The organism is Caproiciproducens sp. LBM24188 (assembly GCF_054130445.1).
Genome location: NZ_CP196862.1, coordinates 907,240 through 930,405 on the forward strand (window position 1 = coordinate 907,240; position 23,166 = coordinate 930,405).

The following is a 23,166-nucleotide window of genomic DNA, read 5'->3' on the forward strand; positions in this document are numbered from 1 at the left end:
TTTTGGTGAAGATAGGGGAAATTCCCCGATTAATTCGTGGAGGTGAACATTAATTATGGCAGTAAAGATCAGATTGCGCAGAATGGGCGCCAAGAAGGCTCCTTTCTATCGTATAGTTGTCGCCGATTCCCGTTTTCCGCGTGACGGCCGTTTCATTGAAGAAATCGGCTATTACAACCCGCTGGAAGAGCCTTCTGTTGTGAAGGTAGACGCCGAAAAGGCAAAGAAATGGATTGCGAACGGAGCACAGCCGACCGATACCGTGAAGGCTTTGTTGAAGAAACAAGGCGTTCTGTAAAGCGGAGGATGCACCATGAAAGAACTGCTCATAGCGATTGCTCAGGGTCTTGTGGAAGAACCGTCCGCCGTTTCGGTGGACGTGGATGAGCCCGATGAAACTGGAACGGTCGTGTATCACCTCCATGTGGCAGAAAACGACATGGGTCGTGTGATTGGCAAGCAGGGCCGCATTGCGAGAGCGATTCGTATCGTTATGCGTGCGGCGGCAACTCGTGCCGACCAAAAAATTTCAGTGGAAATTGACTGATCGCGAAACCGGAAGGTGCTGTGAAATGAATGATGATTCATTTTGCAGCACCTTTTTCAAAATGCTTGTGGGCCAATTGGAAAGGCCCACATTTTTCATTCTTTGTTAGCAACCACCGGCGGGCGTTTTGAAAATTGCTTTTGCCGGTTGTTCGTCAGGCTATTTTGCAACCACCCGTAAAAACGGGATTATGCCGCCGCGGCGGCGAAAATCAGGAGGACGGTATGCTGAATCAATATTTGGAAGCGGGAAAAATCGTTGGCACCCACGGCGTCAAGGGGGAAATCCGCGTGCAGCCATGGTGCGATTCCGCGGAATTTTTACTTCCGCTGAAAACAATGTATTTTGACCGGGGCGCTCAAAAGCTGGAGGTCGTTTCTTCCCGTGTTCACAAATCGCTTCTGCTGCTCCGGCTGAAAGGCATTGACTCAGTGGAACAGGCGGATACTCTGCGCGGAAAAATCCTGTACCTGAACCGTTCAGACGTGCAACTGGAGGAAGGCCGCTATTTTATGCAGGATTTGATCGGGATGGATGTTTATAATGCCGATAATTTTATTTATTACGGTAAGCTGACAGAAATTATGAGAACCGGCGCAAATGACGTTTATCAGATTACTTCGGAAAGCAGTAAAAATTATCTGATTCCCGCCATACCGAGCGTTATCATAAATGTTAATCTTGAGGACAATAAAATGTTGATTCGGCCAATTCGGGGGATTTTTGACGATGAGGATTGATTTTGTCACGCTTTTCCCGGAAATGTGCGAAGCCGTTATGGCGGAAAGCATTATTGGACGAGCCCGTAAAAAAGGTGTTCTGCAGGTATATTGCCATCAAATTCGCGACTTTGCAAACAACAAGCATAACCGTGTGGATGACAGCCCGTTCGGCGGCGGCATGGGGATGCTGCTGATGGCGGAGCCGATTGCGCTGTGCCTGGAGGATGTCATCCGTCAGGTCGGTAAAAAGCCGCATATTGTTTATCTTTCCCCGCAGGGTAAAACTTTGACCCAGAAGCATGTGAAAGAACTTGCCGGGTATGAAAATTTGACGCTCCTCTGTGGCCATTACGAGGGAATCGACGAACGCGTTTTAGAAGAATTTGTGGACGAAGAAATTTCGATTGGGGACTATGTGGTGACCGGCGGTGAACTGCCCGCGCTGGTGCTGGCGGATTCGGTTAGCCGCATGATCGACGGGGTGTTGTCCGCCCCGGAGTGCTTTGAGGAAGAGAGCCATTTTAACGGTCTGCTGGAATACCCGCAGTACACCCGTCCTGCGGACTGGCGGGGAAAGCAGGTGCCCGAAGTGCTGGTTTCGGGGCATCATGAAAACGTCCGCAAGTGGCGCCGCGAACAGTCACTGCTTCGTACGGCGCAAAAAAGGCCGGAACTTCTGAAATGCGCTGATTTGACACAGCAGGACCGCGAATTTCTCGAAAAACTGGAAAAATCCAGGGAAAATGCCGAAGATGAATGCTGAAAAAAGCCTTGTCTCCGTCAATTCATATGGCAGACAAAACAAAAGTTTTCAACAATAATAGCATGTTGCACAAATAACGGCATAACATAAAACCGTGTCTTCGGTTATCAATCCAAAGTTTTTCAATTTAGTTGACGGCTTTTCAGGATGTGTTATAATTATTTTAAACTATTACAGTATCGATCTTAAGTTTGCTTGTACTTGTATATGATCTTGTAAGTTATCTTTTTGCATAGGAGGGAATCGAAATGTGTGTGAAGGAAGTCCTTGTTCAGAATCAGGTTGGGCTCCATGCTCGTCCAGCTACATTTTTTATCCAGAAAGCGAACGAGTTTAAATCTTCCATCTGGGTGGAAAAAGAAGAAAGACGTGTCAACGCAAAAAGCTTGCTGGGTGTTTTGTCACTTGGAATTGTCGGCGGGACGACCATCCGTATTATTGCGGACGGTACCGATGAAGAAGAAGCTGTAAACAGTCTTGTGGAACTGGTTCAGTCCGGTTTTGCTGAATAATCTGTTTCAAGAAAAAGCACCGCTCAATCGGCGGTGCTTTTTGTATTCCCTGGAAAACGGTGAAATCCAAACCTGCGCTACTCCACAATTTCCACGCGGTTTCCGTCCGGGTCCGCCACACAGCTTTCGTAATACCCGTCGCCGGTGACGCGTGGGGCGCTTAAAATTTGGTATCCGTCGCAGGCGAGCTGTTCGGTCAGCTCATTCACTTTTTCTTTGCTTCCCACTTGAAAGGCCAGATGTGCCCATCCGGTATGCGGAGCGGACTGCCGCTCTTCCTGCAGCAGGGGCTGCGTCATAATTTCAAGACGGGTATTGTCACCGAAACTTAGAAAATATGTTTCCAGCCCAGTTTTTATATTTTGATATTTTGGACCGGCGACCGCGCCAAAGTACGTTTCATAAAAATTCCGGATTATTTCTAGGTCTGTGGTAAAAAGCGCGACGTGACTAATTTTCATGCAGTTTCCTCCCAAATAAAAGCTTTGCTATAATATATGGTGTTTTTGCGAAAATTCAGCCTGATATACTTTATGTTATTTTCTCTTGCCCCCATTGTGGACGGAAAGTCCAGTTTCCCGGCGAAACGGCCTGTTTATGAAGTCTGCCCCGGGTAATGAAATATGAATTTTACTCTTTTCTATTTTATCATATCATATATGGAAATTACTGTCTAAATTCGTATAATTTTTGATAAAGGAAAGACCTAGGAAGAACGTTCCGAAGGGATTCCTTCAAAAGTATTTTGCAATCAAGGAGGTTCCCATGACTGACCACGAGAAGCATATTAAGGAACTGCGCCGTCAGGCCATGCGTCTTCCGTTGAATCCCGGTGTTTACATGATGCATGACAAATCGGGAAAGATAATCTATATTGGCAAGGCAAAAGCGCTGAAAAACCGTGTCAGCCAGTACTTTGGCTCGGAAAAGAACCATGATGAGAAAGTACGGCGCATGGTTGCCAATGTGGAATATTTCGAATATATCATTACGGACAGCGAGTTTGAAGCGTTGGTGCTGGAATGCAGCCTGATTAAGCAGCATACGCCCAAATATAACATTCTGCTGAAGGACGATAAGGGGTACCATTATATCAAGGTGACGTCCGGTCCGTGGCCGCGCATTTCCCAGGCAAAACAGATTTTGGACGACGGCGCCAACTACATCGGGCCTTATATCAGCTCTTGGGCTACGAAGGAATCCGTGGAAGGTGCGCTGAAGATTTTCAAGCTGCCCTCCTGCAATCGGCGGTTTCCGCAGGATATTGGCAAGGAGCGTCCCTGCCTATATTACTATATCAACCAGTGCTGTGCTCCCTGTACGGGGAAGGTAAGTGAAAAGGAATACAACGAAGCGGTAACGGAAGCCGTTGAATTTCTGCGCGGCGGAAGCGCAGAAAGTGTGCGGGAACTGACCAAGCGCATGGAAGAGGCGGCAGAGGCGTTGGAATTTGAGCGTGCCGCCAGAATCCGCGACCGCCTGACCGCGATTAAACGGATGGCGGACAAACAAAAGGTGGTTGCGGCCAAAGTGCCGGAGCAGGATGTGATTGCCTTGGCACAGGGGCCGGAATCCAGCTGCTTTGAAGTGTTCCGCTTTCAAAACGGCCGCCTTTGTGACCGAGAAACTTTCCTGATGGGGGAAACCGGCAATCCATCTGCTGCGCGCGGGGAATTTCTCGAACAGTACTACTCGATGCGCGACCGGATTCCGCCCCGTGTTTGTCTGGATGGCCGGGTGGAAAATGCCGATCTGCTGGGGGAATGGCTCACGCAGAAGGCCGGAAGAAAGGTGTCGCTTTCCGTGCCGCAGAAAGGGGAACAGGCGCAGATTGTGGAAATGTGCCGCAACAACGCCGCCGAGCAGTTGGCGCAGGCGACAAACCGCACCGGGCGCGAGGCGTCCGCTCTGGATGAACTGGGCCGCCTGCTGGGCATGGAACAGCCGCCAAACTATATTGAATCCTATGATATTTCAAACCTTGCAGGCGGGGAAAATGTGGCCGGCATGGTGGTCTTTGAAAATGGCAGGCCGCTGAAATCCGCCTACCGCAAGTTTAAAATTAAAACCGTAATTGGTCAGGATGACTATGCTTCCATGCGTGAAGTTATAGAACGCAGGCTGCAGGAATACGAAGCCCACAAGGACGAAGGAGAAGGGTTCGGGCATTTGCCCGACTTGATTCTTCTGGACGGCGGAAAGGGCCATGTGGCGGCGGTGCGCCCGGTTTTGGAGGCTGCCGGGTTGAATATTCCCTTGTTTGGCATGGTGAAGGACGATAAGCACCGTACCCGCGCCATTGCCCGGGACGGCGGAGAAATCGCGATTAATTCCAACCGCAAGGCGTTTACACTGGTTTCGTCCATTCAGGATGAGGTGCACCGCTTTGCCATTGGATATCATCGTCAACTGCGCAAAAAAACGACGATTTCCTCTACCTTGACCTCCATTGAAGGGGTGGGGCCGACCCGCGCCCGCGCGCTGCTTAAGCACTTTAAAACGGTCGCCGCAGTCAGCAACGCCGATTTGGAGGAGCTTGCCGCGATTCCCGGTATGAACCAGCCGGCAGCACAGCGGGTGTACGATTATTTTCACGGCGGCGAAGAAACTGCGGAATAGGCACAAAGCATTTGACATCAGGGCTCTTCCATGGGATAATGTCAGTTAAAGGAATTCTTTCCCGCTTTTTGAAAAGAACCCCCATAATTTGTAATTTTAAGGAGATTTCCATATGAGAGTAATCACCGGGTCAGCGCGCGGAAAGCGGCTGACCACGCTGGAAGGGGAAAGCGTGCGTCCTACGCCAGAACGGGTGAAGGAAGCGCTTTTCAGCATCATCCAGTTCCAAATAGAAGGAAGACGGGTGCTGGACCTATTCGCCGGTTCCGGGCAGCTGGGAATTGAAGCGCTCAGCCGAGGAGCAAGACAAGCGGTGTTTGTGGATGCATCGAAAAGCTCGATTGAAATTGTGCAGAAAAATCTGGAAACCACCGGTCTGTCGGAATTCGCGGTGGTGAAGAATCTGGATTTTGCGTCTTACCTGATGCAGAACCGCGAGCCGTTTGACATTGCGCTCTTGGATCCACCTTACCGCACCGGGCTGCTGCAGCGTGCGCTTCCAATGGTGGCGGCAACGATGAACCGGGGCGGAATCATTCTCTGTGAGCATCCTGCCGACGAAGAGCTTGCACCGGAAGCCGGCGATTTTGTGCGGGCACGTTCTTATCGGTACGGTAAGATTATTTTGACGTTATACAAACATAAGGATGTGACCGAAGAATGAAAACGGCGATTTGTCCGGGAAGCTTTGACCCGGTTACTTTAGGGCATTTGGATATTATCAACCGCTCGCGTGTCATGTTTGACAAAACCATCGTGGCAGTAATGGTAAACCCCGCAAAGCGCACCATGTTTACCGTGGAGGAACGGATCAAGCTTCTCAAACGCTGCACAGAAGGAATGGACAATGTCGAAATCGTGGGATTTGACGGCCTGCTTGCGGATTACGCCAGGCAGCGCGACGTTAAGATTATTGTCAAAGGCCTTCGGGCGCTGTCTGATTTTGAGTATGAATTTCAGCAGGCGCTTGCCAATAAAAAACTGAATCCGGAACTGGAAACCGTGTTTCTAACCACCAGCGCCGAAAACATGTTTCTCAGTTCCAGTGTGGTAAAACAGATTGCAAGCTTCGGTGGGGATGTTTCCAATTTCGTTCCAGAATGTATTTTGGAAGATATTAATGCCAGAATTCGGGAAGAAGGAGGGAAATTTTCATGAGTGAACAGTTGAATGTGGAGGATTTGCTGGACGAGCTGTACGATATGGTGGAAAAGGCCTGGAGCCTTCCGCTCAGCCGGGGACGCGCCGTTTTGGATGGAGAAGAGGTCAAGCAGATTCTGGATGAAATCCGCGACTGCCTTCCGCAGGAAATCCGCCAGGCAAAAGCAATCTGCGCCGACCGCGCCCAGATTATTAACGACGCGAAGCATGAGGCCGAAACCATTATAAGAGTGGCGGAAGAACGGGCAAGAACCATGGTCAATCAGGATGAAATCGTCCGCCAGGCTCAGCAAAAGGCCAATGAACTGCTTGCACAGGCGCAGGCAAAACACCGTGAAATGCGCAAAGCGTCCAATGATTACATAGACGACCTGATGAAACGTACGGACGACGCTTTGTCTGCGAACCTCGCGGAGCTCCGGAAGGCACGGCAGAACATCAAAGCGTCACAGCGTTCCGGTCAAACCTAATCTTAAAGCAAAAATAAAAACACGCTGCATGTGCAGCGTGTTTTTATTTTTGCTTTAAGCCGAAGGTTACAATAATTTAACTGTCATTTTATATTGGAATGTATATAATAGAAGTGAAAATAGAAATTGTCAATTTTCATCGAAAGCTGTGTCATTATGAAGTATCAATATGCAAAACATGCAACGAATTCCAGAGCAAGGCATAGCCGCCGAAAAAGAGTTTGGCACACGATGATTTTGGCGGGGCTTTTTTTGCTGGTGCTGTCAGTCGGAGCAGTTACTTTTGATGTGTTAAATACCGTCAGTTCCTACCCGCTGTCCAAATCTGGAACAGGATATCCCCAAGCCGAAAGCGGAACGGTTTCTATTCTGGAAGTACATAGCAGCTCACTGCCGGTTTCCTCGCGCGTTCCAAGCTCCGCGCGGCAGAGCAGCAGTTCTTCCACCGTATCTGCGTCGTCCTCAGTACGGACTTCTTCCGTGCCTGCTTCCTCGGTTCCTGTATCCTCGGCCCCTACTTCCTCCGCTCCGGCTTCCTCCCATCCGATGGACCCGGCAGTGTATCAGGCCATGTATCCTAATTTGAATGTGCAGAAACCCGCTGCCGCTGCCGCGGATCATGTAAAAACGGTTTATCTGACGTTTGATGACGGGCCGTCCAACCTGACAAAACCCCTTTTGGAGGTTCTAGACCGTTATCAAGTAAAGGCCACATTCTTTCTGGTCGGCAAAACGGGCCGGCAGGACCTGCAGGATATGAAAGATATTGTGCAGCGCGGCCACGCAATCGGCGTACATTCTTACACCCATCAGTTCCGGCAGATTTATAAGGATCCGGCTGCATTTCTGGATGATTTTGCAAAAATGCATGACCTGATTTTAAAAACCACCGGCGTCGATACCCATATCTATCGGTTTGCCGGCGGAAGTGTGAACGGCTATAACCGCAGCACGGCAAAAGCGATAATTACGGAAATGAACCGCAGGGGATACACCTATTACGATTGGAATGTCAGTTCGGAAGATGCCGAAGTGGGAACCACCGCGCAGCAGATTTACAATAATGTAATCCGAGGCGTCCACTCCCACACCCATTCCGTTGTGCTGTGCCATAACACCGGGGCAAAGAAAAAAACGCTTGAGCAAATGCCGAAGATTCTTGAAACCCTATTAAAGGAAGGCTATACGTTTAAAACGCTGGACGATACGGTGAATAATGCGCCGTACATATTCCCGGTTCCAAAATCTTAAGGAATAGAAATAAATACTTAAAACAACCCGAAACGCTGTCCGGAGGAACCTCCGGACAGCGTTTTGACTATTTATTGGTGATATAAGAAATGTTGACGTTCCAGCAGTTGGCTGCGGGCTAGAAGAAAGAAAAATATTGAAGTTTGTGTCACAGCCGGACCAACAGCTTCGGACGGTGTTGACTCTTAAAGCGCCGCCAAAGCGGGAACATCCGGTGAGGTATCTGCGGTCGCGTAAGACCCCATGAACAATCGGCGCCCTCTTTCTAAAAGAGGGCGCCGAGCCGTATTATATCAAACCCATTTTACCAGAAGCCACAGCAGCGGCGGTTCCAGTTGCAGCAGCCCCTTCTACGGCAGCAGCCGCGCCGGCATCCCCGTCTGCATCCCCGACAGCCGAAGCACGAACTCCAAAATCCACACATACTGACAATCCCTCCTTCCAAGGATGGTACTACATAATATGAAAAAGTGAAAGGGCCTGTCAATATGCGAATTTTGTGGTTATTCCTCCGGAACGGCTGGATTTTTCACCGTTACAGTACAGAAGTGGCCGGACTGCTGGAGATGAGGCTCGATTGCGTTCCGCCGGAGCCTGGCACACTGGAAGCTGGTTCACTCGAAAGAACTCCGCTCGGTGTTTCGGAGGATACTACGGCTGACGAGGAGTTCCCCTGGGTATTTTTGCAGCCTGCGAATGCACAGACGATCGCGGCAGAGAGAATGAGCAAAATTGCCTGTTTTGCTTTCAAACTGAGCACACTCCTTTCTTTTCTTATTTTTGCCGGCTTTGGCAGGAATTATGAGCCGAAGCAGTCCGGTGTCGAAGGCCCCTTTTTGTGCGCCGTTTCGTCATCTGGTAACAGAGCGAGTAAAAAACCACCATCGCCATGCCGGCAATCAGGCCGGATTCCTGCCCCGGAACAAACGGCATGCTTAAAATGGCAAGAACCAAAAGAATCAGTACAACCAGCGAAGTATAAGGAAATCCCCATAGCTGGCATTTGCCATCCGGCGGGCAGCCGTTTTGCTTGCGAAAGCGAATATGCGTTGCCATAATAGAGGCGTAAATAAAGAGGAGGGCAAAACCGCCGGAACTGACCAAAAACAGATAGACCCGCGGGAACATCAGTCCCAGAGCAAGCCCTACCATCATGCCGAATCCGGAAAATAGAATCCCACGCCGGGGAACATCCTGTTCCTCTTTCAACCAGCCGGGTGCCTGTCCTTCGTCGGCAAGGGAGCGAATCATGCGTCCAAGCCCGAACATGGCTGCCAGCATGGTGGAAAGGATTGCGGTAATCAGCACAATGTTCAGAACGGTACCTGCCCAGCCGATGCCCTGGCGGTCGAGCGCCGCCACCATTGGACTGGTGTTTTCGTTGATGTCTGCGGTTGGTATGAGAGGAAGAAGCACAGCCTCGGATAAAATATACAATCCCACCAGCCACAGCACGGTGCGGTTAATCGCTTTTGGTACGGTGTTTTTGGGGTCTTCCGCTTCCGAAGCCGCAAGGCCGATAATTTCAAATCCGGAATAGGAGCTCACTACAATCAGCATGCTTCCCGCTACTCCCTTGATACCGGATGGCATCAGGGGTTCTTTTGCAAGTTCCCCCGTGCCGATTGCTCGGTGCTCCGGGAGCCAACCGGCAATTAGACAAACAGCAGCCAGAATGAAGGAGCCGATTGCCAGCAGTTTAATGGCGGCAAGGCCGCTTTCCAGTTTACTCAGCTTATCCGCGCCCAAAAGATTGAGCAGGGTGACGCCGATGATGATGAGACTTCCGAGCAGGGCGGTTGGAACGTTTGGAATCCATTCCCGCAGTAGAATGGATACCGCGGTGGCCTCGCTCGACATGGCAAGCACCATTCCGGTCCAGTAAACCCACCCGACCACAAACCCGGTTCCTTGTCCGAATGCTCTGGCCGCAAATGTGCGGAAAGAGCCTGCGTCCGGGTTTGCCACCGTCATTTCCGACAGGGCGTATAGTATAAAATAGACCAGCACACCGCCCAGAATAAACGAAAACAGCACAGCCGGACCGGCCGCGTGGATGGATACCGCAGAGCCGAGGAAAAACGAGCCGCCGATTACCGTACCGAGCGCCATCATGGTGAGCTGCCAGGCAGATAAACCCTTTTCTTTTTTCTGCATAGAATTCCCCCTTTCTTAATGCGTGTATGCAAACCGAAAAACAGCGGATCGTTCGATGAAGGGGAAGATGCGCCCGAATGGATGTGGTCGGTTCGCAGAATCAACGTCTAGTATTCCTCCCAGCCGAAAAAACATTCTGCGGAATGGTGACATACTTTAGTTGGGAGCAGAAAATAAAAAATATAAAATATTTTGGTTTTAAATGTTGACAAGTTCCCTCTTTTTCAGTATAATAAATCACGTTGTCAGTTCATTTGGCTCGGTAGTTCAGATGGTTAGAACGCTAGCCTGTCACGCTAGAGGTCGTCGGTTCGATCCCGATCCGAGTCGCCATTTGCTGCTATGGCTCAGTTGGCAGAGCACATCCTTGGTAAGGATGAGGTCACGCGTTCGAATCGCGTTAGCAGCTCCATAAAAAACCCGCTTAGCTGTAAAGTTAAGCGGGTTTTTTGGCAATCGGTATTTCTTTTTATGGTTTGCCTAATCAATAAAACTTATATGCTATTGACGAATAGTCACTTAAAATGATATAAAATAATTATAGCATAGCGGAGCGTAACCCGTACCCGTTACCACCCAGGGCATGGGGACAAACAGCCTGCCGGGAGTTTCTTCCCGGCGGGCTGTTTTATGCCTTGGTTCATGTTTGTGGCATTTGATTTCGAGAAATATTCAAACATGGTAAGCAAAATCTGCAAGTTATAATTTCACATTGATTTTTTCGGTTTTTCGATGTTTGCTTCGTAATCGAAGCGAACGGTTAAAAACTTTTGGTATATTAAAACAATTAAAGTACAAATTGTATACATACTATTTATAATTAAGCATATTTATTGGACCATTGATATCGTGGCAAAATTGATGCAGGCGATATAACTCAGCAGAACGTGACTGCACGCCCGCAACGTTCGCTTGCCTTACAGATACCGGCAAGAATTAGTGAAGCATCTGTTTCAGCTCTTGCAGACTGGTTACCGGCGCGGCACAGGCTCCGTTTTTGCAAAGGTAATAGGCGGTTCCCTCTAGGGGAATCGGGTAGCTTTCGGTAAATGGCGCGGCTTGGGCAAGTGCTTGCTGATTTGCTTTCGTCTTAATCAGTACAAACGGAAGCTGCTGCGAAGATTCCCATAAAAAATCAGTTAACTCCGGCGGAATCCGGTGCTCTGAGGTTGCGCACACCAGTTCCTGGGAAGGATACGTCATCTTCGCGATAGCTAGCAGGGATGCGGAATACCCTGCGGGGAAGTCGTGAACATAGCTGGACAGAAAATCAAACTGTTTTTGGCTGAGCTGCTGCCATTCTGTTTCGCCAGTAAGCTTGAAAAGCTCTGTCAGGACGATTGCGGCAACGGAATTCCCCGAAGGCATGGCTCCGTCGTAGACCTCCTTGGGGCGGCTGATCAGCTGCTCGCCGTCCTTTGCATACAAATAAAAGCCGCCTTTCTCCGGATCAAAGAAAAGCTCAACCATCTGTCTGGAATATGCGACGGCCTCGTTTAAATAGGAAACATCAAAGGTAGCCTGATAAAGCCTGAGCAGCGAAAGGGAATAAAACGCATAGTCGTCCAGCTGACCATCGATTCCGCTCTCGCCGTTCCGCCAGCGGTGCAACAGGCGTTCGCTCCGGTCTGTAAGGGATTTCGAAAGGAACTGCTGCGCCTCTTGCGCCGATTTTAAATAGGCCGCATTCCGTATGGTCATCCAGGCATCCGCCAGTGCGGTAATCATCAGAGCGCTCCATGCGGTCAGAACTTTATCATCCTTATGAAGCGGCGTCCGTTTCAGACGATAAGAATAGAGAATCTTGCAGAAATCCTCCATTTGTGGATTTTCTTCTTTAAATCTTGGATTTGCAATCAGGTTTGGAATATTTTTGCCTTCAAAATTGCCAGCGTCGGTTATCCCGAACCAACTGCAGAATAGGTTACCGTCTGTTTGCCCCAGAACGGTACGAATTTCGTCGGGTGTAAAGGTGTAGTATTTCCCTTCAACGCCATCGCTGTCCGCATCCTGCCCGCAGTAAAAGCCGGACTGTTTGTCGGTTAGCTCACGCAGTACATAATTCAGCGTGGCTTCGGCTACCCGGCGGTAGAACAAATGGTGGGTTGTTCGGTATGCCGCAAGATAAGCCTGAGCAAGCAGCGCATTATCGTAAAGTGTCTTTTCAAAATGCGGCACCAGCCACTTTTCATCGGTGGAATACCGTGAAAATCCACCGCCAATATGGTCGTAGATTCCGCCCCGGTACATCTGGAATAGCGTATGCTCCACCATTTCCAGCGCCGTTTTCTCCTGCTCCGCCGCGGAATACTGCAGCAGGAACAGCAGATTGCATGGGGTTGGGAACTTGGGAGCACGGCCGAATCCACCCCATTCGGCATCGTAGGCCCCGCGAAACCATTTAAAAGCGCTGGAAAGTACATTATGGTCCAGCTTGCGAGCCGGCTGTTCTTTCTGTTCCAGTAGCTGCAGCTGTTCCACTACGTTTTCGCCCGCCTCCGTCAGCCTTTTCTTATCGGTATGCCATAATGACGATATGGCGTTCAGAACCTCCAACAGTCCCATATGGCCGTATTGCGAAGTTTTAGGCAAATAAGTTCCCGCCCAAAACGGTTTTTGCTCCGGTGTCATAAGAATCGTCAGGGGCCAGCCACCGTTCCCGTTAAAGGCTTGGCAAACAGCCATATAAACCGCGTCCACGTCGGGGCGTTCCTCGCGGTCCACTTTAATACAGACATAGTTCCGATTAAGCACTTCGGCGACCTGCAGATCCTCAAAGGATTCATGTGCCATTACATGGCACCAGTGGCAGGTGGAATAACCGATGCTCAAAAAAATCGGTTTGTCCTCCGCTTTTGCTTTTGCAAATGCTTCCTCGCTCCACGGAAACCAGTTAACGGGATTATACGCGTGTTGAAGAAGATACGGCGATTTTTCATGAATCAGTTTGTTGGGGACTTTCTTTGTGTTCATGGCATAACCACCAATCAAATTCAAGATTCATTGAATTTACTTCCATGGTGGTATTGTTATCCGTTCTTATCCGCATGATACGTTTTCTTATTTTTTTAATGTCCCTTTTACATAGGCGACAAAATCTTCTACGGTCAAAAATGTTTGTTGATATCCTAGTCGATTGCACAGTTGGGTAACGTGCGGCGGTTCAAGATAGGCCTGCGTTAATTTTTCCTTCTGTGCAAAAACTTCTGCTGTTGGACCATCCAACAGCACATTTCCCTTTGCAAAGACGATGGTTCGTTCAAAACATTCGGCTACGAAATCCATATCATGAATAATCGTTAATACCATTTTGCCGTCCGATTTCAACTGGCGGATAATTTGTTTGATTTTTTCTTTTGCCCTATAATCCTGCGCAATGGTCGGTTCATCAAAAATGACCACATCCGTATCCATGGCAAGAATCGAAGCAATGGCAATCATCTTGCGGTCTGAAAGCCCCATGTCATATGGGTTTTCGTCTTCCGTACCGGCTAATCCGACAATGGAGAGTGCTTTTCTGGCATGGTCCAGTGCGTCTTCCTGACTCATTCCAATATTGATGGGCCCGAACATCACTTCATCGATGACTTTGCCTTTGAAAATTTGGTCATTCGGGTTTTGAAAGACAAGGCCAATATATTTGGCAAGCTGGGCAACCGTCATTTGGGAAATATCTTTTCCATCCCAAAAAATTTGACCGTGCGTAGGTTTTAAAAGACCCTTTAAAAGCTTAACAAAGGTTGTTTTCCCAGCACCATTTTGCCCGATAATAGCTGTTGTTCGCGAATCCAAAGTCAGGTTAATTCCATTCAGAACAGGCTCGTTTTCCGTGTAACTGAAGTACATGTCCTTTATTTCTATGTTACTCATCCGCAATCCCCCCGTTTTTAAGAAGGTTTATCGCACCTTCGGCTTCTTCCAATGTTACCGGGTAACAGCCGTTTTTTTGATTTTTGATTCCCAGTTTTTTGCAGATGCGCGTGAAAGCGGGGGCATTCACCCCGTATTGTTCTAAATTTTCCAAAGAAAAAACTTTTTGAGGAGTATCAAAAGCGACCATTTTTCCATCCTTCAGCAGCATAACATGGTCGCTGTATGCTGCAATCTTTTCCATTTTATGTTCCACCATAAGAATGCTGATGCCTTCCTGGCTTAAACTTTGCACCGCCCGGAACACTTCTTCGCTCCCTTGTGGGTCAAGCTGAGAGGTGGGTTCATCCAAGATGATGACTTCCGGCCGCATCGCGATGATGCTTGCAATCGCCATCCTTTGCATTTGTCCGCCGGAAAGGTCAAAGGGATTCCTGTCCTTATATTGATAAATATCAAGCAATTTCAGCGAATAATCAATGCGTTCCATCATTTCTGTTCTGGAAAGTCCCATGTTTTCCAGACCAAACGCAATCTCCTCATATACTGTGAGTTTCGACCCGGTTACCTGATTGAATGGATTTTGAAATACAATGCCTACTTTTCTGCAAACCTCACTAATGCTGTGTTTTGCCACTTCTAGGTCATCTATGAATACTTTTCCGCCGTAAGCGCCTTTATAGAAATTGGGGATAATACCTACTAAGGCTTGGCACAAGGTACTTTTCCCTGCATTGTTTTCGCCAATAATTCCGATGAATTCTCCTGGTTCAATCGTAAAGGAGATGTCTTTTAAGGCTAATTCATCGGTAAGCGGATACCTATATTTTAAATGCTCAACCACTATCTTAGCCATATCAGCACCCTCCCGACCAATGATAAAATAAGAACCGCAGCAAGTACAATTTTAATGACTTTTTCAGAGCGAGTTTTCTTTACTTCGGTCAAAAAAGTCTTTTTCTGTTTGGAGTCAAAACCGCGCACTTCCAACGCAATTGCTCTTTCTTTCGTGGTAATTAACGAATTCATGACCACCGGCGAAATCAACGGAAAGAAAGCTTTGACTCGTGTTGTCAGATTGCCTTCGGTTTCCATGCCTCTGGAGCGCTGGGCATCCGTAATTGTTGCCATTGTTTCGGTCATTTGCGGAATAATCTGAAAGACGGAGCTGAGCACATAACCTAATTTCGGGGAGAGTCCCATGCGTACAAAGGTTTCTACCATGTCGGACGGCTTTGTTGTGAGAACTAAAATGGAAAAACTCATTAAAATGTTGATGACATTTAGTGAAATTCCAAGTGCGAACAGCAGCCCTTCTTTATAAAATACAACGCTTCCTAATACCAAAGCCGGTGTTACATTATCCGGCCTGAAAATTCCCTGTATAATTACGACCGTAATAAGGATTAAACCCGAAAAACCCAGCATAGGCACGGTTCTTTTCAGTGACTTTCCCATCAAAAGAATGATGATGCTGACTAAGATAAAAGCGGCCGAGGCAATTTGGCTTGCCAGCAGAAACGGAACGATGATTGCTACAAGTATATATAAAATTTTGCTCAAAGGGTCAATTCTGTGAATCACGGTGTTTTTGTCTTGATATAAACTGATACTTTTCAAACGTCACTGCCTTCTTCCTGACTGTAGTCCAAAGTGGATGAAACGCGAAATGAATCTCCCGCAATAAGCGGCGGAATAGGGAAGATACCACCCTCAGGCGGGGTGTAGAGCAAAAAATCGCCGCAAGCAACTTGATGCTGCATCATCAGGTTCATAATAAAATTTGGGACGGCTTTTGTCACCGTCCCAAATCGGGAACCTGTTTTGGATTGATTAATCTAAGCTCTCAATGGCCTGATCATTTTTATACAAAATGGTCAGTTTCTTCGGCAATGCTTTATAAATGCCAAAGGCGATCAGCGTAACGGCCACTTTATCCGGAATATCTACTACCAGCTCGTCAAGTCCCGATGCCAGCCATGTTGGGAACTGGTTTGCCGTGCACCATGTAAATAATGCGTCGCCCCAAATATTCCCCGTTTGACCGCCATACATGGCAATGTTGATTGGGGTTGATACTACCGTAGCGACGCAGGCGATGATAAGACCGGTTATGATTGAGCCGACCAGTCCTTTCATCTTGCCTTTATAAGCGAGAACACCGGCTACGATGCCAATTCCCACTTGAGAGAGGGCGTAAATGAAAGAAACAGGGTCCAACGTAAAACCATAAATAATGTTATTGATTGCGCCGCACAGCGCGCCCACGATCGGCCCTGCCAAGCATGCAGCCAAAATTGTTCCGATGGAGTCCAGCCACAAAGGCAATTTCAATGCGCCTGCAAAAAGCTTGCCTATGTAATTGATGCCGACTGCCGCAGGAATAAGTACCAATGATGCCGTGTTTAACTTAAGCGACCACATACTGTTCTTTTTCATGTTATACCACCTTTTTATTATTAATTTTAATAATTGCTTCCAGTGCCGTAAGAATCTCGTGCTCTTCGCCCAGTCGCGTGAGATGTTCGCCTTCTACATAATTACTGATCCCGTCCTCAAGTCCGCCGTTACTTTCGACCACTGTGTTCAGAATGGATGCTGTCCTCACTCCTCTCAGTGCACCAACCACAAATAACGCCGCCGTTTCCATATCGGATCCCAAAATTCCGTTTGAGGCCCAATACCCGTCAATTTGTTCTTCTCGATCGGTGTAAAAACTATCGTGACTTCGGGCTCTGCCTACATGATAAGCATACTTCTGTTCTTTTGCCGCCTCAATGGTGCAAAAGAGCAGCTCCGTATCCGGTATGGCCGGATAAATCGCATCAATATAGGTCTTTGATGCGCCGTCGTCACGGACTGCCCCATTAATCAGGATAAGGTCACCCAGTTTGATTTCCGGCTGCAATGCGCCGCAGCTTCCAATTCGAATCATGGTTTGAACACCAATGTTATGTAGCTCTTCCACTGCAATTCCTATGGAAGCTCCGCCGATGCCAGTTGATACTGCTATAATCGGAACACCTTTATAGCAGCCGCGAATGCTTTTATATTCACGGTTAAAAGCAATTTCTGTTACATTCGTCAAATATTCTTTGATTCGATCAACGCGTTTCGGATCACCGGGTAAGATTGCATACGGTGCACCGTCTTCCACGCCGCATCTGATATGTGGCTGTAAATTTGTTTTTGTCATTATATTCCTCATTCCTTTAAGAATATGGATTTTGAATTGAAGTTATTTCTTACTTTCTTCCAGTTCTTTTTGCAGCTGATCCGTATTTTTAATCACAAGAAACCCATTTTCCACTTCGAGAATTCCTTTTTCTTTCAGTTCTTTGGTTATGCGGTTTATACTGCGGTTTGTCACCGCAAGGTAGCTGCTTAACGCTTCTTTATTAATCATCAGCCTTTGCTCGTTGTCCATAAAGGCATGCTGCTTGGCACATTGCAGCAAAAACTCGCAAAGTCGGTATTTCAAACTATAAAAGGTATCTTCAGCCGCCTTTACGGACAGCGTATAAAATTTAGAGCAGACATTGCGTAACAGCACATTTTCAATATTACGATCAATTTCCATCCACCGCAGAAAATCAGGACGCGAAATTTTTAAGAGCCGAACATCGGTCAATGCAGTTGCGCTGCAGCAATATTCCATCTGGTCAAAGATTTCAAGTTCGCCAAGGTAGTTGCCCTCTTTATAAATCGCATGGGAATATTGCTTGCCGTCCTCGGAAACGGTATTTACATCAACCAGGCCGCTTTCCATAATGAAAAATGCGTCGCAGATTTCTCCCTGTGTAATGATTTTCTGCTTTTTATGGAAGCTGACAATGGACCAACATTTCAATATTTGATACGGACAGTTTTTTAAGTACTCATAAATCTCAGGATTGCTTTCAATAATTGAAATAAGATTGTTTATACTATCCATAATTTTCTCCTATATATTAGAATATTTTATATAAAATTATAAGGACATTCGTCCTTGTTTCAATTCATTTCTTAACATTTTATTTACAAAATCCAGTGCTTTTAGGAAATGTGTCCTTGTTTTTCAATTTTAAATATAATTAGGAAACATTTTCCATAATCTAATTGAATTATACGTCAATAGAATCCATACATCAATGGCAAAGCGAATGTTTTTCCACTTACTGCTTTTTGCGTTGTAAAAGCACAAAGAAGATGCCAAAACCCGAACTTGGCTTTCAAAATTCGGCATCCATTCTTTCTCGGATTCTAATAAACAAGGTTAATTCATTCAGAATCCATTCCTTTTTATCATTTCGTGTTATAATGACATAATATTATAAAAATAAATGAGGAAAAAAAAGAATGCAATTTAGCGAACTGAATTTAATCCCTGAAATTGTACGTGCAACCGAAGAAATTGGGTATCAAGAAGCAACCGACATACAGGTTGGCGCAATTCCCGTATTGTTGGAAGGAAAAGATTTAATTGGGCGCTCCAGTACGGGTACAGGGAAAACCGCAGCTTTTGGGCTTCCCATTGTTCAAATGGTGAACCAGAACGGCCAAGCCAGAGGACAAGTGCTGATTTTAAGCCCCACGCGGGAACTCGCAATACAAACCAGTGAAGAAGTACGCAAATTTTCCAAGTATTTGCAGAACATAAAGATTGCCGTTGTTTGCGGCGGGCAGTCAATGCCGATGCAGATTCGCCAGCTTCGTACGGCACAAATGATTATTGGAACCCCGGGCCGTATTATGGACCACATGCGCCGCCAAACCTTGTCTTTGGAAAATCTGAAAACAGTGATCCTTGATGAAGCAGATGAAATGCTGAACATGGGCTTTTTAGAGGACATTCAAACCATCTTAAAGCAGGCGCCGGAAACAAGGCAGACGGTTTTATTCAGTGCGACCATGCCGCCCGCCATCATGAAGATTACGAAGGAGTTTCAGACTAACCCAAAAATCATAGCGGTGGACCAGGGACGAAAAACGGTGGATAACATATCGCAGTTTTACTACCATATCCATCAGGCGGATAAAATCAATGCGTTAAAGCTGCTACTGGAGTATCATCATCCGAAGCGTGCAGTGATTTTCTGCAACACGAAAAAAATGGTGAATGAGCTGTGTGAAGAGTTAAACGACAGCGGATTTCAAACGGCCGGCATACACGGCGATTTAAAGCAAAACCAGCGGAATCAGGTTATGAGCGATTTTAAAACCGGCCGAAACAGCATCCTTGTTGCAACGGATGTTGCCGCACGCGGAATCGATGTCGAAGATGTTGACGCCGTGTTCAATTATGATATTCCCGATGAGGATGAGTACTACATTCACCGCATCGGCCGTACCGGCCGGGCGGGGAAAACGGGCGCGTCCTATACCCTGGCTACAAGCCGGAGCCAGCTTCAGCGGTTGTATTCCCTGGAGAAGTTTATGAATTTGAAGATTCAGGAAGCCCCGATACCCGATCTTGCGGAGATTCAGGAGCGGCGCCTGAAAAAGTTCCGGGGGAAAATTAAACAGCTTGTTGCGGAAAACAATGGTTCACAATGGCTCACATTTGTTGAGGCACTGGAGCAGGATGGCTATGAAGCAAAAAATATCGCAGCGGCGCTGTGTGAGGAAATGAGTGGAAAGGGCCGGAAACTTAGCGCGCTGAAAAACGTCCGAAAGATGCAACCGGATTCCGCGAAATCAGCGGTTATGGAACCGGGAAAAGCCAAATTAAGCCTTAATATTGGGACAAACAGCAAAATCAAGCCAGATTTCCTGCTTGGTACTATTGTAGAAGCAACCGGCCTGCCTATTGGTGCGGTTGGCAAAATCGAAATGCACAGCGAGCATACCACCATTGAAATGGCTCCGGCTGACGCGGCATTTGCAGTGCAGAAGATGAACGGATACCGAATCAAACAACGCACGGTACATGCCGCCTTATCCGGAAACAAGAAGGCTGGCCATAATCCCGGGAGCAAGAACGGAATGTCCCAGCCCAAGAACCGCCGTTTGGGCGGCAAACCCCGCGCTCCGTTCTATTCCGGGCATCTGCATTCTGCCGGTCGGAATAAACGGAAAGCAAAATAACTTTTCCGCCGTCGTGCTCCGTTAACCATCACTGTATTGGAGCAGGAAATTTGGTTAGAAAAGCAGGCCCTTGGATTCGTGCGATTTGTGGAAAAAATCAGCTGGGCCATTCATTCGGCCCCGGCTTTGAAATTTACAAACAGAGAAGGAGAATCAAGATGCTTTCATACAAATTTGACACGCAGTTACTAATTGAAGGGAAAAATCTTTCAGAGGATGAAATAAACGAGTATATTACGAAAAATATAGAAGGCGATTGCCTGCTTGCGGTGGGGGACGAAGAGCTGATTAAAATTCACTTCCACACAAATACTCCGTGGAAAGTTCTGGAGTACTGTGCCTCTTTGGGCGAGATTCATGACATTGTGATTGAAAATATGGAACTGCAGGCGAATGGCCTGCATGGCTAGGCCATTTTGCCGCTCATATGCATGAGAAAGAGTTTTGATACTTTTTGCGCTTCCGGTTCGCACGATATTGTAAAATTCGATTTATTGACATATGCCCAAAACCGGGATATTATATGATTAGAAACCGATAAAGGATGAGGCATATGGCTTTGCTCAATATTATAAATTATAAAACCGATCCGGTTCTGCGCAAACCGTCGAAACCGGTAGAAAAAATAGACAAGAAAATTTTAACGCTGCTTAACGATATGGCAGAAACAATGTACCACGCAAACGGGGCGGGTCTGGCAGCCCCACAGGTGGGAGTTTTAAAGCAGCTGGTCGTGATTGATGCCGGCTCGGGATTAATCAAGCTGATTAATCCGGTAATTACGGCTTTTTCCGGGGAGCAGGTGGATTTTGAAGGATGCCTCAGTGTTCCCGAGATTTACGGAAAAGTAAAACGGCCGCAATCCGTAACGGTGAAGGCATTGAATGAAAAAGGGGAGACCGTTGAGTTTAAGGGCACGGATCTGCTGGCGCGTGCCTTTTGTCACGAGATCGATCATCTTCATGGGGTTTTATTTTTAGATAAAGTCATACCGGACACACTGATTCGTATTAAACCGGAGAAACCCAAAAATATGTAAAGCGAAAGGAATGCTTTTTTGTCCGGACGGGAAAATGGAACCGTGCTAAAATAAACGGGATGTTTAAGATGAAACCTATGGCCGGAAAATGGAGCTGATTAATTTGGCGAGACCGACGAAATGGAGAAAAATCGAGCATATTCCATCCGTTCCTTTCTTTGTTCCATCCGAATCGGATGTTGCCGAAGTACCGGAAAATATCCTAAAGTTGGAGGAACTGGAAGCAATACGGTTAAAGGATTTGGAAGGGCTAGAGCAGGAGGCTTGCGCTCAAAAAATGGAGGTTTCCCGCCCTACCTTTCAACGTATTCTGCTTTCCGCGCGGGAGAAAATAGCCGACAGTTTGGTAAACGGAAAAATGATTCATGTGGAGGGCGGCAACTTTACGCGCAACATTTGCCCGGTAAGGTGTCTGGACTGCGGCAGGGAGTGGACGGAGCGCTTTGAACATCTGGAAGCCGCGAAAAACGGAAATTTGGTCTGCCCCGCCTGCGGTTCCGGCAGGGTGGCATGTGAACGCGGCCGCAAGGGGAAGTTCTGCCGAAGCAACTGCCGGCGGTATGGTAGAAATCCAAAACCTTAACCGCACAGGGACTTCCTTACTTTCAAGGATGTCTTTTCCACTAGAGCAATTTGAACGGCTTATCACAGGAAATCCGGCACAGCGAAAAAGCATCGCTGCGCCGGATTTTTATGCGCGATTCAAGAATCAGATTTCCGTGGAATATTTTGTTGGGCGCCGTTTTTTATGGTATAATAATCCAATCAGCTTACGGCTGGGTGGGACTTTCGGAAATTGCTGTACGGTACACAGTACCCTCCCGACTTTGTCGGCCGCAATTTCTAAATTATAATCAATCGGCTGTCCTGCACAAATTTTCGGATTACGCTAATCCCCTGAATTTATCATATTTGAAGGCCTGCCCAATGGGGCGGCTTATAGACGGTATTATAAAAATCCGGTAATCCAGCCAGATATGGGGCAGGAAGAAGCCGTGCAGCGCTTCTCTCTGTTTTACATAAACCAGTGGAAATCTTTTCAGCACAAATGCAGCAATTCAATTCTCGGCGAAAGGATGGTTAATCACATGAAAACATTACTGAAAACAAGCGGAAAATGGTTTAAAGGCAATCTGCACATGCACACGCTTCGTTCTGACGGCCGCATAGAGCCGGAGGAAGCGATTCGTTTGTATTGCGAAGCCGGCTATGATTTTATCGCGCTGACGGACCATTGGGTTCAGTCTGAAACAGAGCAGCGGGACGATTTCCTGCTTTTAAGCGGCTGCGAATGGGATACGGGCGATATGGTGAATACCCCAGTGTTCCATATTATCGGCGCTGGAATGGAGCGCCCCGTTTCGCTGGAGGTCTGCCATTCGCACCCCGTGCAGAAAATTATCGATGCTATCCGCGATGCCAACGGCATTGCGATTTTAGCACATCCCGCGTGGTCGGTGACGAATCCGGATGATGTCTTGGGGCTGCGCGGACTGAGCGGCGTGGAAATTTACAATACGGTTTCCGGACTGCCGTGGAACGGCCAGCGGGCAGATTCCAGCCTGTATTTTGACCTTTGGGCAACTAAGGGAAAACTGTTCCGCAGCATGGCGGCGGATGATTCCCATTTTTACGATGGGGAGCATACGCGTTCCTACATCTTGGTAAATGCCGAAGAGCTGACCGCTGCATCCATTAAGAAGGCGATTGCCGACGGGAATTTTTACGCCTCGCAGGGGCCGCGCTTTGAATCACTGGAAACGGACGGCAAGGTGATTCAGGTTCGCTCCAGCAAAGTGGAAAGCATCGTGTTCTACAGCAATAGCGTTTGGTGCCGCGACCGCGTGTTTACCGGCGGCGTGGATAGAGCCACCTATCATATCGAGCCGACGGACCGCTACGTCCGTGTGGAACTGATTGACTTTGAGGGGAACCGGGCGTGGAGCTCTCCGTTTGCCGTTCATTCGGACGCCGCGCAATAAAGAAAGG

At 47.7% G+C, this 23,166-nt stretch carries 25 protein-coding genes and 2 tRNA genes; 17 read left to right on the forward strand and 10 right to left on the reverse strand.

The features are described from left to right. Window positions 1–55 precede the first annotated feature (55 nt). From rpsP to ACSVDI_RS04280, 5 genes are all read left to right on the forward strand, one after another. Window positions 56–298, forward strand: a complete 243-nt coding sequence (gene rpsP / locus ACSVDI_RS04260) for a 30S ribosomal protein S16 (RefSeq protein WP_457945012.1) — start codon at window positions 56–58, stop codon at window positions 296–298. Window positions 299–313: 15 nt separating this feature from the next. Beyond that, window positions 314–547: a KH domain-containing protein gene (locus ACSVDI_RS04265; RefSeq protein WP_457945014.1), complete on the forward strand. Its 234-nt coding sequence runs from the start codon at window positions 314–316 to the stop codon at window positions 545–547. A 224-nt stretch (window positions 548–771) separates the two neighbouring features. Further along, entirely contained in the window at window positions 772–1,287 is a 516-nt protein-coding gene (rimM, locus tag ACSVDI_RS04270) for a ribosome maturation factor RimM (RefSeq protein ID WP_457945016.1), read from the forward strand. Then, a complete protein-coding gene (gene trmD / locus ACSVDI_RS04275; RefSeq protein ID WP_457945018.1) occupies window positions 1,277–2,032 on the forward strand; it encodes a tRNA (guanosine(37)-N1)-methyltransferase TrmD in 756 nt (251 codons plus the stop codon). Before rimM ends, trmD begins: the two co-directional genes overlap by 11 nt. Window positions 2,033–2,280: 248 nt before the next feature. Next, window positions 2,281–2,544: an HPr family phosphocarrier protein gene (locus ACSVDI_RS04280; protein WP_457945020.1), complete on the forward strand. Its 264-nt coding sequence runs from the start codon at window positions 2,281–2,283 to the stop codon at window positions 2,542–2,544. Between the two features lie 77 nt (window positions 2,545–2,621). On the opposite strand, the gene ACSVDI_RS04285 is transcribed toward ACSVDI_RS04280, so the two are convergent. Beyond that, window positions 2,622–3,005, reverse strand: coding sequence for a VOC family protein (locus ACSVDI_RS04285; RefSeq protein ID WP_457945022.1), 384 nt, complete (start codon window positions 3,003–3,005; stop codon window positions 2,622–2,624). Between the two features lie 304 nt (window positions 3,006–3,309). Between ACSVDI_RS04285 and uvrC the strand changes: the two genes are divergently transcribed. The 5 genes from uvrC (at window position 3,310) to ACSVDI_RS04310 (ending at window position 8,045) form a co-directional block, all read left to right on the forward strand. Beyond that, on the forward strand, window positions 3,310–5,163 hold the full coding sequence (gene uvrC, locus ACSVDI_RS04290) for an excinuclease ABC subunit UvrC (protein ID WP_457945024.1): 1,854 nt from the start codon (window positions 3,310–3,312) through the stop codon (window positions 5,161–5,163). Window positions 5,164–5,275: 112 nt separating this feature from the next. Then, window positions 5,276–5,827 (forward strand): 16S rRNA (guanine(966)-N(2))-methyltransferase RsmD, encoded by a 552-nt coding sequence (gene rsmD / locus ACSVDI_RS04295; RefSeq protein ID WP_457945026.1) that lies wholly within the window; start codon window positions 5,276–5,278, stop codon window positions 5,825–5,827. Further along, on the forward strand, window positions 5,824–6,321 hold the full coding sequence (coaD, locus tag ACSVDI_RS04300; RefSeq protein ID WP_457945028.1) for a pantetheine-phosphate adenylyltransferase: 498 nt from the start codon (window positions 5,824–5,826) through the stop codon (window positions 6,319–6,321). The genes rsmD and coaD overlap by 4 nt, the downstream gene beginning before the upstream one ends. Beyond that, complete coding sequence (locus ACSVDI_RS04305) at window positions 6,318–6,794, forward strand: ATPase (protein WP_457945030.1); 477 nt, start codon at window positions 6,318–6,320, stop codon at window positions 6,792–6,794. The genes coaD and ACSVDI_RS04305 overlap by 4 nt, the downstream gene beginning before the upstream one ends. Before the next feature lie 258 nt (window positions 6,795–7,052). Continuing rightward, a complete protein-coding gene (locus ACSVDI_RS04310; RefSeq protein ID WP_457945597.1) occupies window positions 7,053–8,045 on the forward strand; it encodes a polysaccharide deacetylase family protein in 993 nt (330 codons plus the stop codon). Between the two features lie 288 nt (window positions 8,046–8,333). Here ACSVDI_RS04310 and ACSVDI_RS04315 read toward each other — a convergent pair whose 3' ends face one another. Then, window positions 8,334–8,465 carry a hypothetical protein gene (locus ACSVDI_RS04315; RefSeq protein ID WP_457945032.1) on the reverse strand — a complete coding sequence of 44 codons (132 nt, stop codon included), beginning with the start codon at window positions 8,463–8,465 and terminating at the stop codon, window positions 8,334–8,336. A gap of 354 nt (window positions 8,466–8,819) precedes the next feature. Further along, the gene (locus ACSVDI_RS04320) at window positions 8,820–10,202 is read right to left on the reverse strand and encodes an amino acid permease (protein WP_457945033.1); all 1,383 of its coding nucleotides are present in this window, start codon (window positions 10,200–10,202) and stop codon (window positions 8,820–8,822) included. Window positions 10,203–10,458: 256 nt separating this feature from the next. Here ACSVDI_RS04320 and ACSVDI_RS04325 point away from each other — a divergent pair. Together ACSVDI_RS04325 and ACSVDI_RS04330 are read left to right on the forward strand one after the other, a co-directional pair. Next, window positions 10,459–10,535 (forward strand) — tRNA-Asp (locus ACSVDI_RS04325). A 3-nt stretch (window positions 10,536–10,538) separates the two neighbouring features. Next, a tRNA-Thr gene (locus tag ACSVDI_RS04330) sits at window positions 10,539–10,614 on the forward strand. Window positions 10,615–11,138: 524 nt separating this feature from the next. On the opposite strand, the gene ACSVDI_RS04335 is transcribed toward ACSVDI_RS04330, so the two are convergent. From ACSVDI_RS04335 to ACSVDI_RS04365, 7 genes are all read right to left on the reverse strand, one after another. Beyond that, a complete protein-coding gene (locus ACSVDI_RS04335) occupies window positions 11,139–13,175 on the reverse strand; it encodes a thioredoxin domain-containing protein (RefSeq protein WP_457945034.1) in 2,037 nt (678 codons plus the stop codon). A gap of 87 nt (window positions 13,176–13,262) precedes the next feature. After that, window positions 13,263–14,072, reverse strand: coding sequence for an energy-coupling factor ABC transporter ATP-binding protein (locus ACSVDI_RS04340; RefSeq protein WP_457945035.1), 810 nt, complete (start codon window positions 14,070–14,072; stop codon window positions 13,263–13,265). After that, window positions 14,065–14,928, reverse strand: coding sequence for an energy-coupling factor ABC transporter ATP-binding protein (locus ACSVDI_RS04345; protein ID WP_457945036.1), 864 nt, complete (start codon window positions 14,926–14,928; stop codon window positions 14,065–14,067). The genes ACSVDI_RS04340 and ACSVDI_RS04345 overlap by 8 nt, the downstream gene beginning before the upstream one ends. After that, window positions 14,916–15,656, reverse strand: coding sequence for an energy-coupling factor transporter transmembrane component T (locus tag ACSVDI_RS04350; RefSeq protein ID WP_457945598.1), 741 nt, complete (start codon window positions 15,654–15,656; stop codon window positions 14,916–14,918). Before ACSVDI_RS04350 ends, ACSVDI_RS04345 begins: the two co-directional genes overlap by 13 nt. A gap of 249 nt (window positions 15,657–15,905) precedes the next feature. After that, entirely contained in the window at window positions 15,906–16,511 is a 606-nt protein-coding gene (locus tag ACSVDI_RS04355; protein ID WP_457945037.1) for an ECF transporter S component, read from the reverse strand. Between the two features lies 1 nt (window position 16,512). After that, the gene (locus ACSVDI_RS04360) at window positions 16,513–17,268 is read right to left on the reverse strand and encodes a nucleoside phosphorylase (protein WP_457945038.1); all 756 of its coding nucleotides are present in this window, start codon (window positions 17,266–17,268) and stop codon (window positions 16,513–16,515) included. Between the two features lie 42 nt (window positions 17,269–17,310). Continuing rightward, window positions 17,311–18,006, reverse strand: a complete 696-nt coding sequence (locus ACSVDI_RS04365; protein WP_457945039.1) for a Crp/Fnr family transcriptional regulator — start codon at window positions 18,004–18,006, stop codon at window positions 17,311–17,313. 404 nt (window positions 18,007–18,410) lie between these two features. Here ACSVDI_RS04365 and ACSVDI_RS04370 point away from each other — a divergent pair, with 404 nt between their 5' ends. From ACSVDI_RS04370 to ACSVDI_RS04390, 5 genes are all read left to right on the forward strand, one after another. Continuing rightward, complete coding sequence (locus ACSVDI_RS04370; protein WP_457945040.1) at window positions 18,411–20,138, forward strand: DEAD/DEAH box helicase; 1,728 nt, start codon at window positions 18,411–18,413, stop codon at window positions 20,136–20,138. 158 nt (window positions 20,139–20,296) lie between these two features. Then, the gene (locus tag ACSVDI_RS04375) at window positions 20,297–20,548 is read left to right on the forward strand and encodes a kinase to dihydroxyacetone kinase (protein WP_457945041.1); all 252 of its coding nucleotides are present in this window, start codon (window positions 20,297–20,299) and stop codon (window positions 20,546–20,548) included. Window positions 20,549–20,691: 143 nt separating this feature from the next. Further along, complete coding sequence (gene def / locus ACSVDI_RS04380; RefSeq protein WP_457945042.1) at window positions 20,692–21,177, forward strand: peptide deformylase; 486 nt, start codon at window positions 20,692–20,694, stop codon at window positions 21,175–21,177. A 103-nt stretch (window positions 21,178–21,280) separates the two neighbouring features. Further along, the gene (locus tag ACSVDI_RS04385; protein ID WP_457945043.1) at window positions 21,281–21,760 is read left to right on the forward strand and encodes a DUF134 domain-containing protein; all 480 of its coding nucleotides are present in this window, start codon (window positions 21,281–21,283) and stop codon (window positions 21,758–21,760) included. Window positions 21,761–22,265: 505 nt separating this feature from the next. Further along, the gene (locus ACSVDI_RS04390; RefSeq protein WP_457945045.1) at window positions 22,266–23,159 is read left to right on the forward strand and encodes a PHP domain-containing protein; all 894 of its coding nucleotides are present in this window, start codon (window positions 22,266–22,268) and stop codon (window positions 23,157–23,159) included. The last annotated feature ends 7 nt before the right edge of the window (window positions 23,160–23,166 follow it).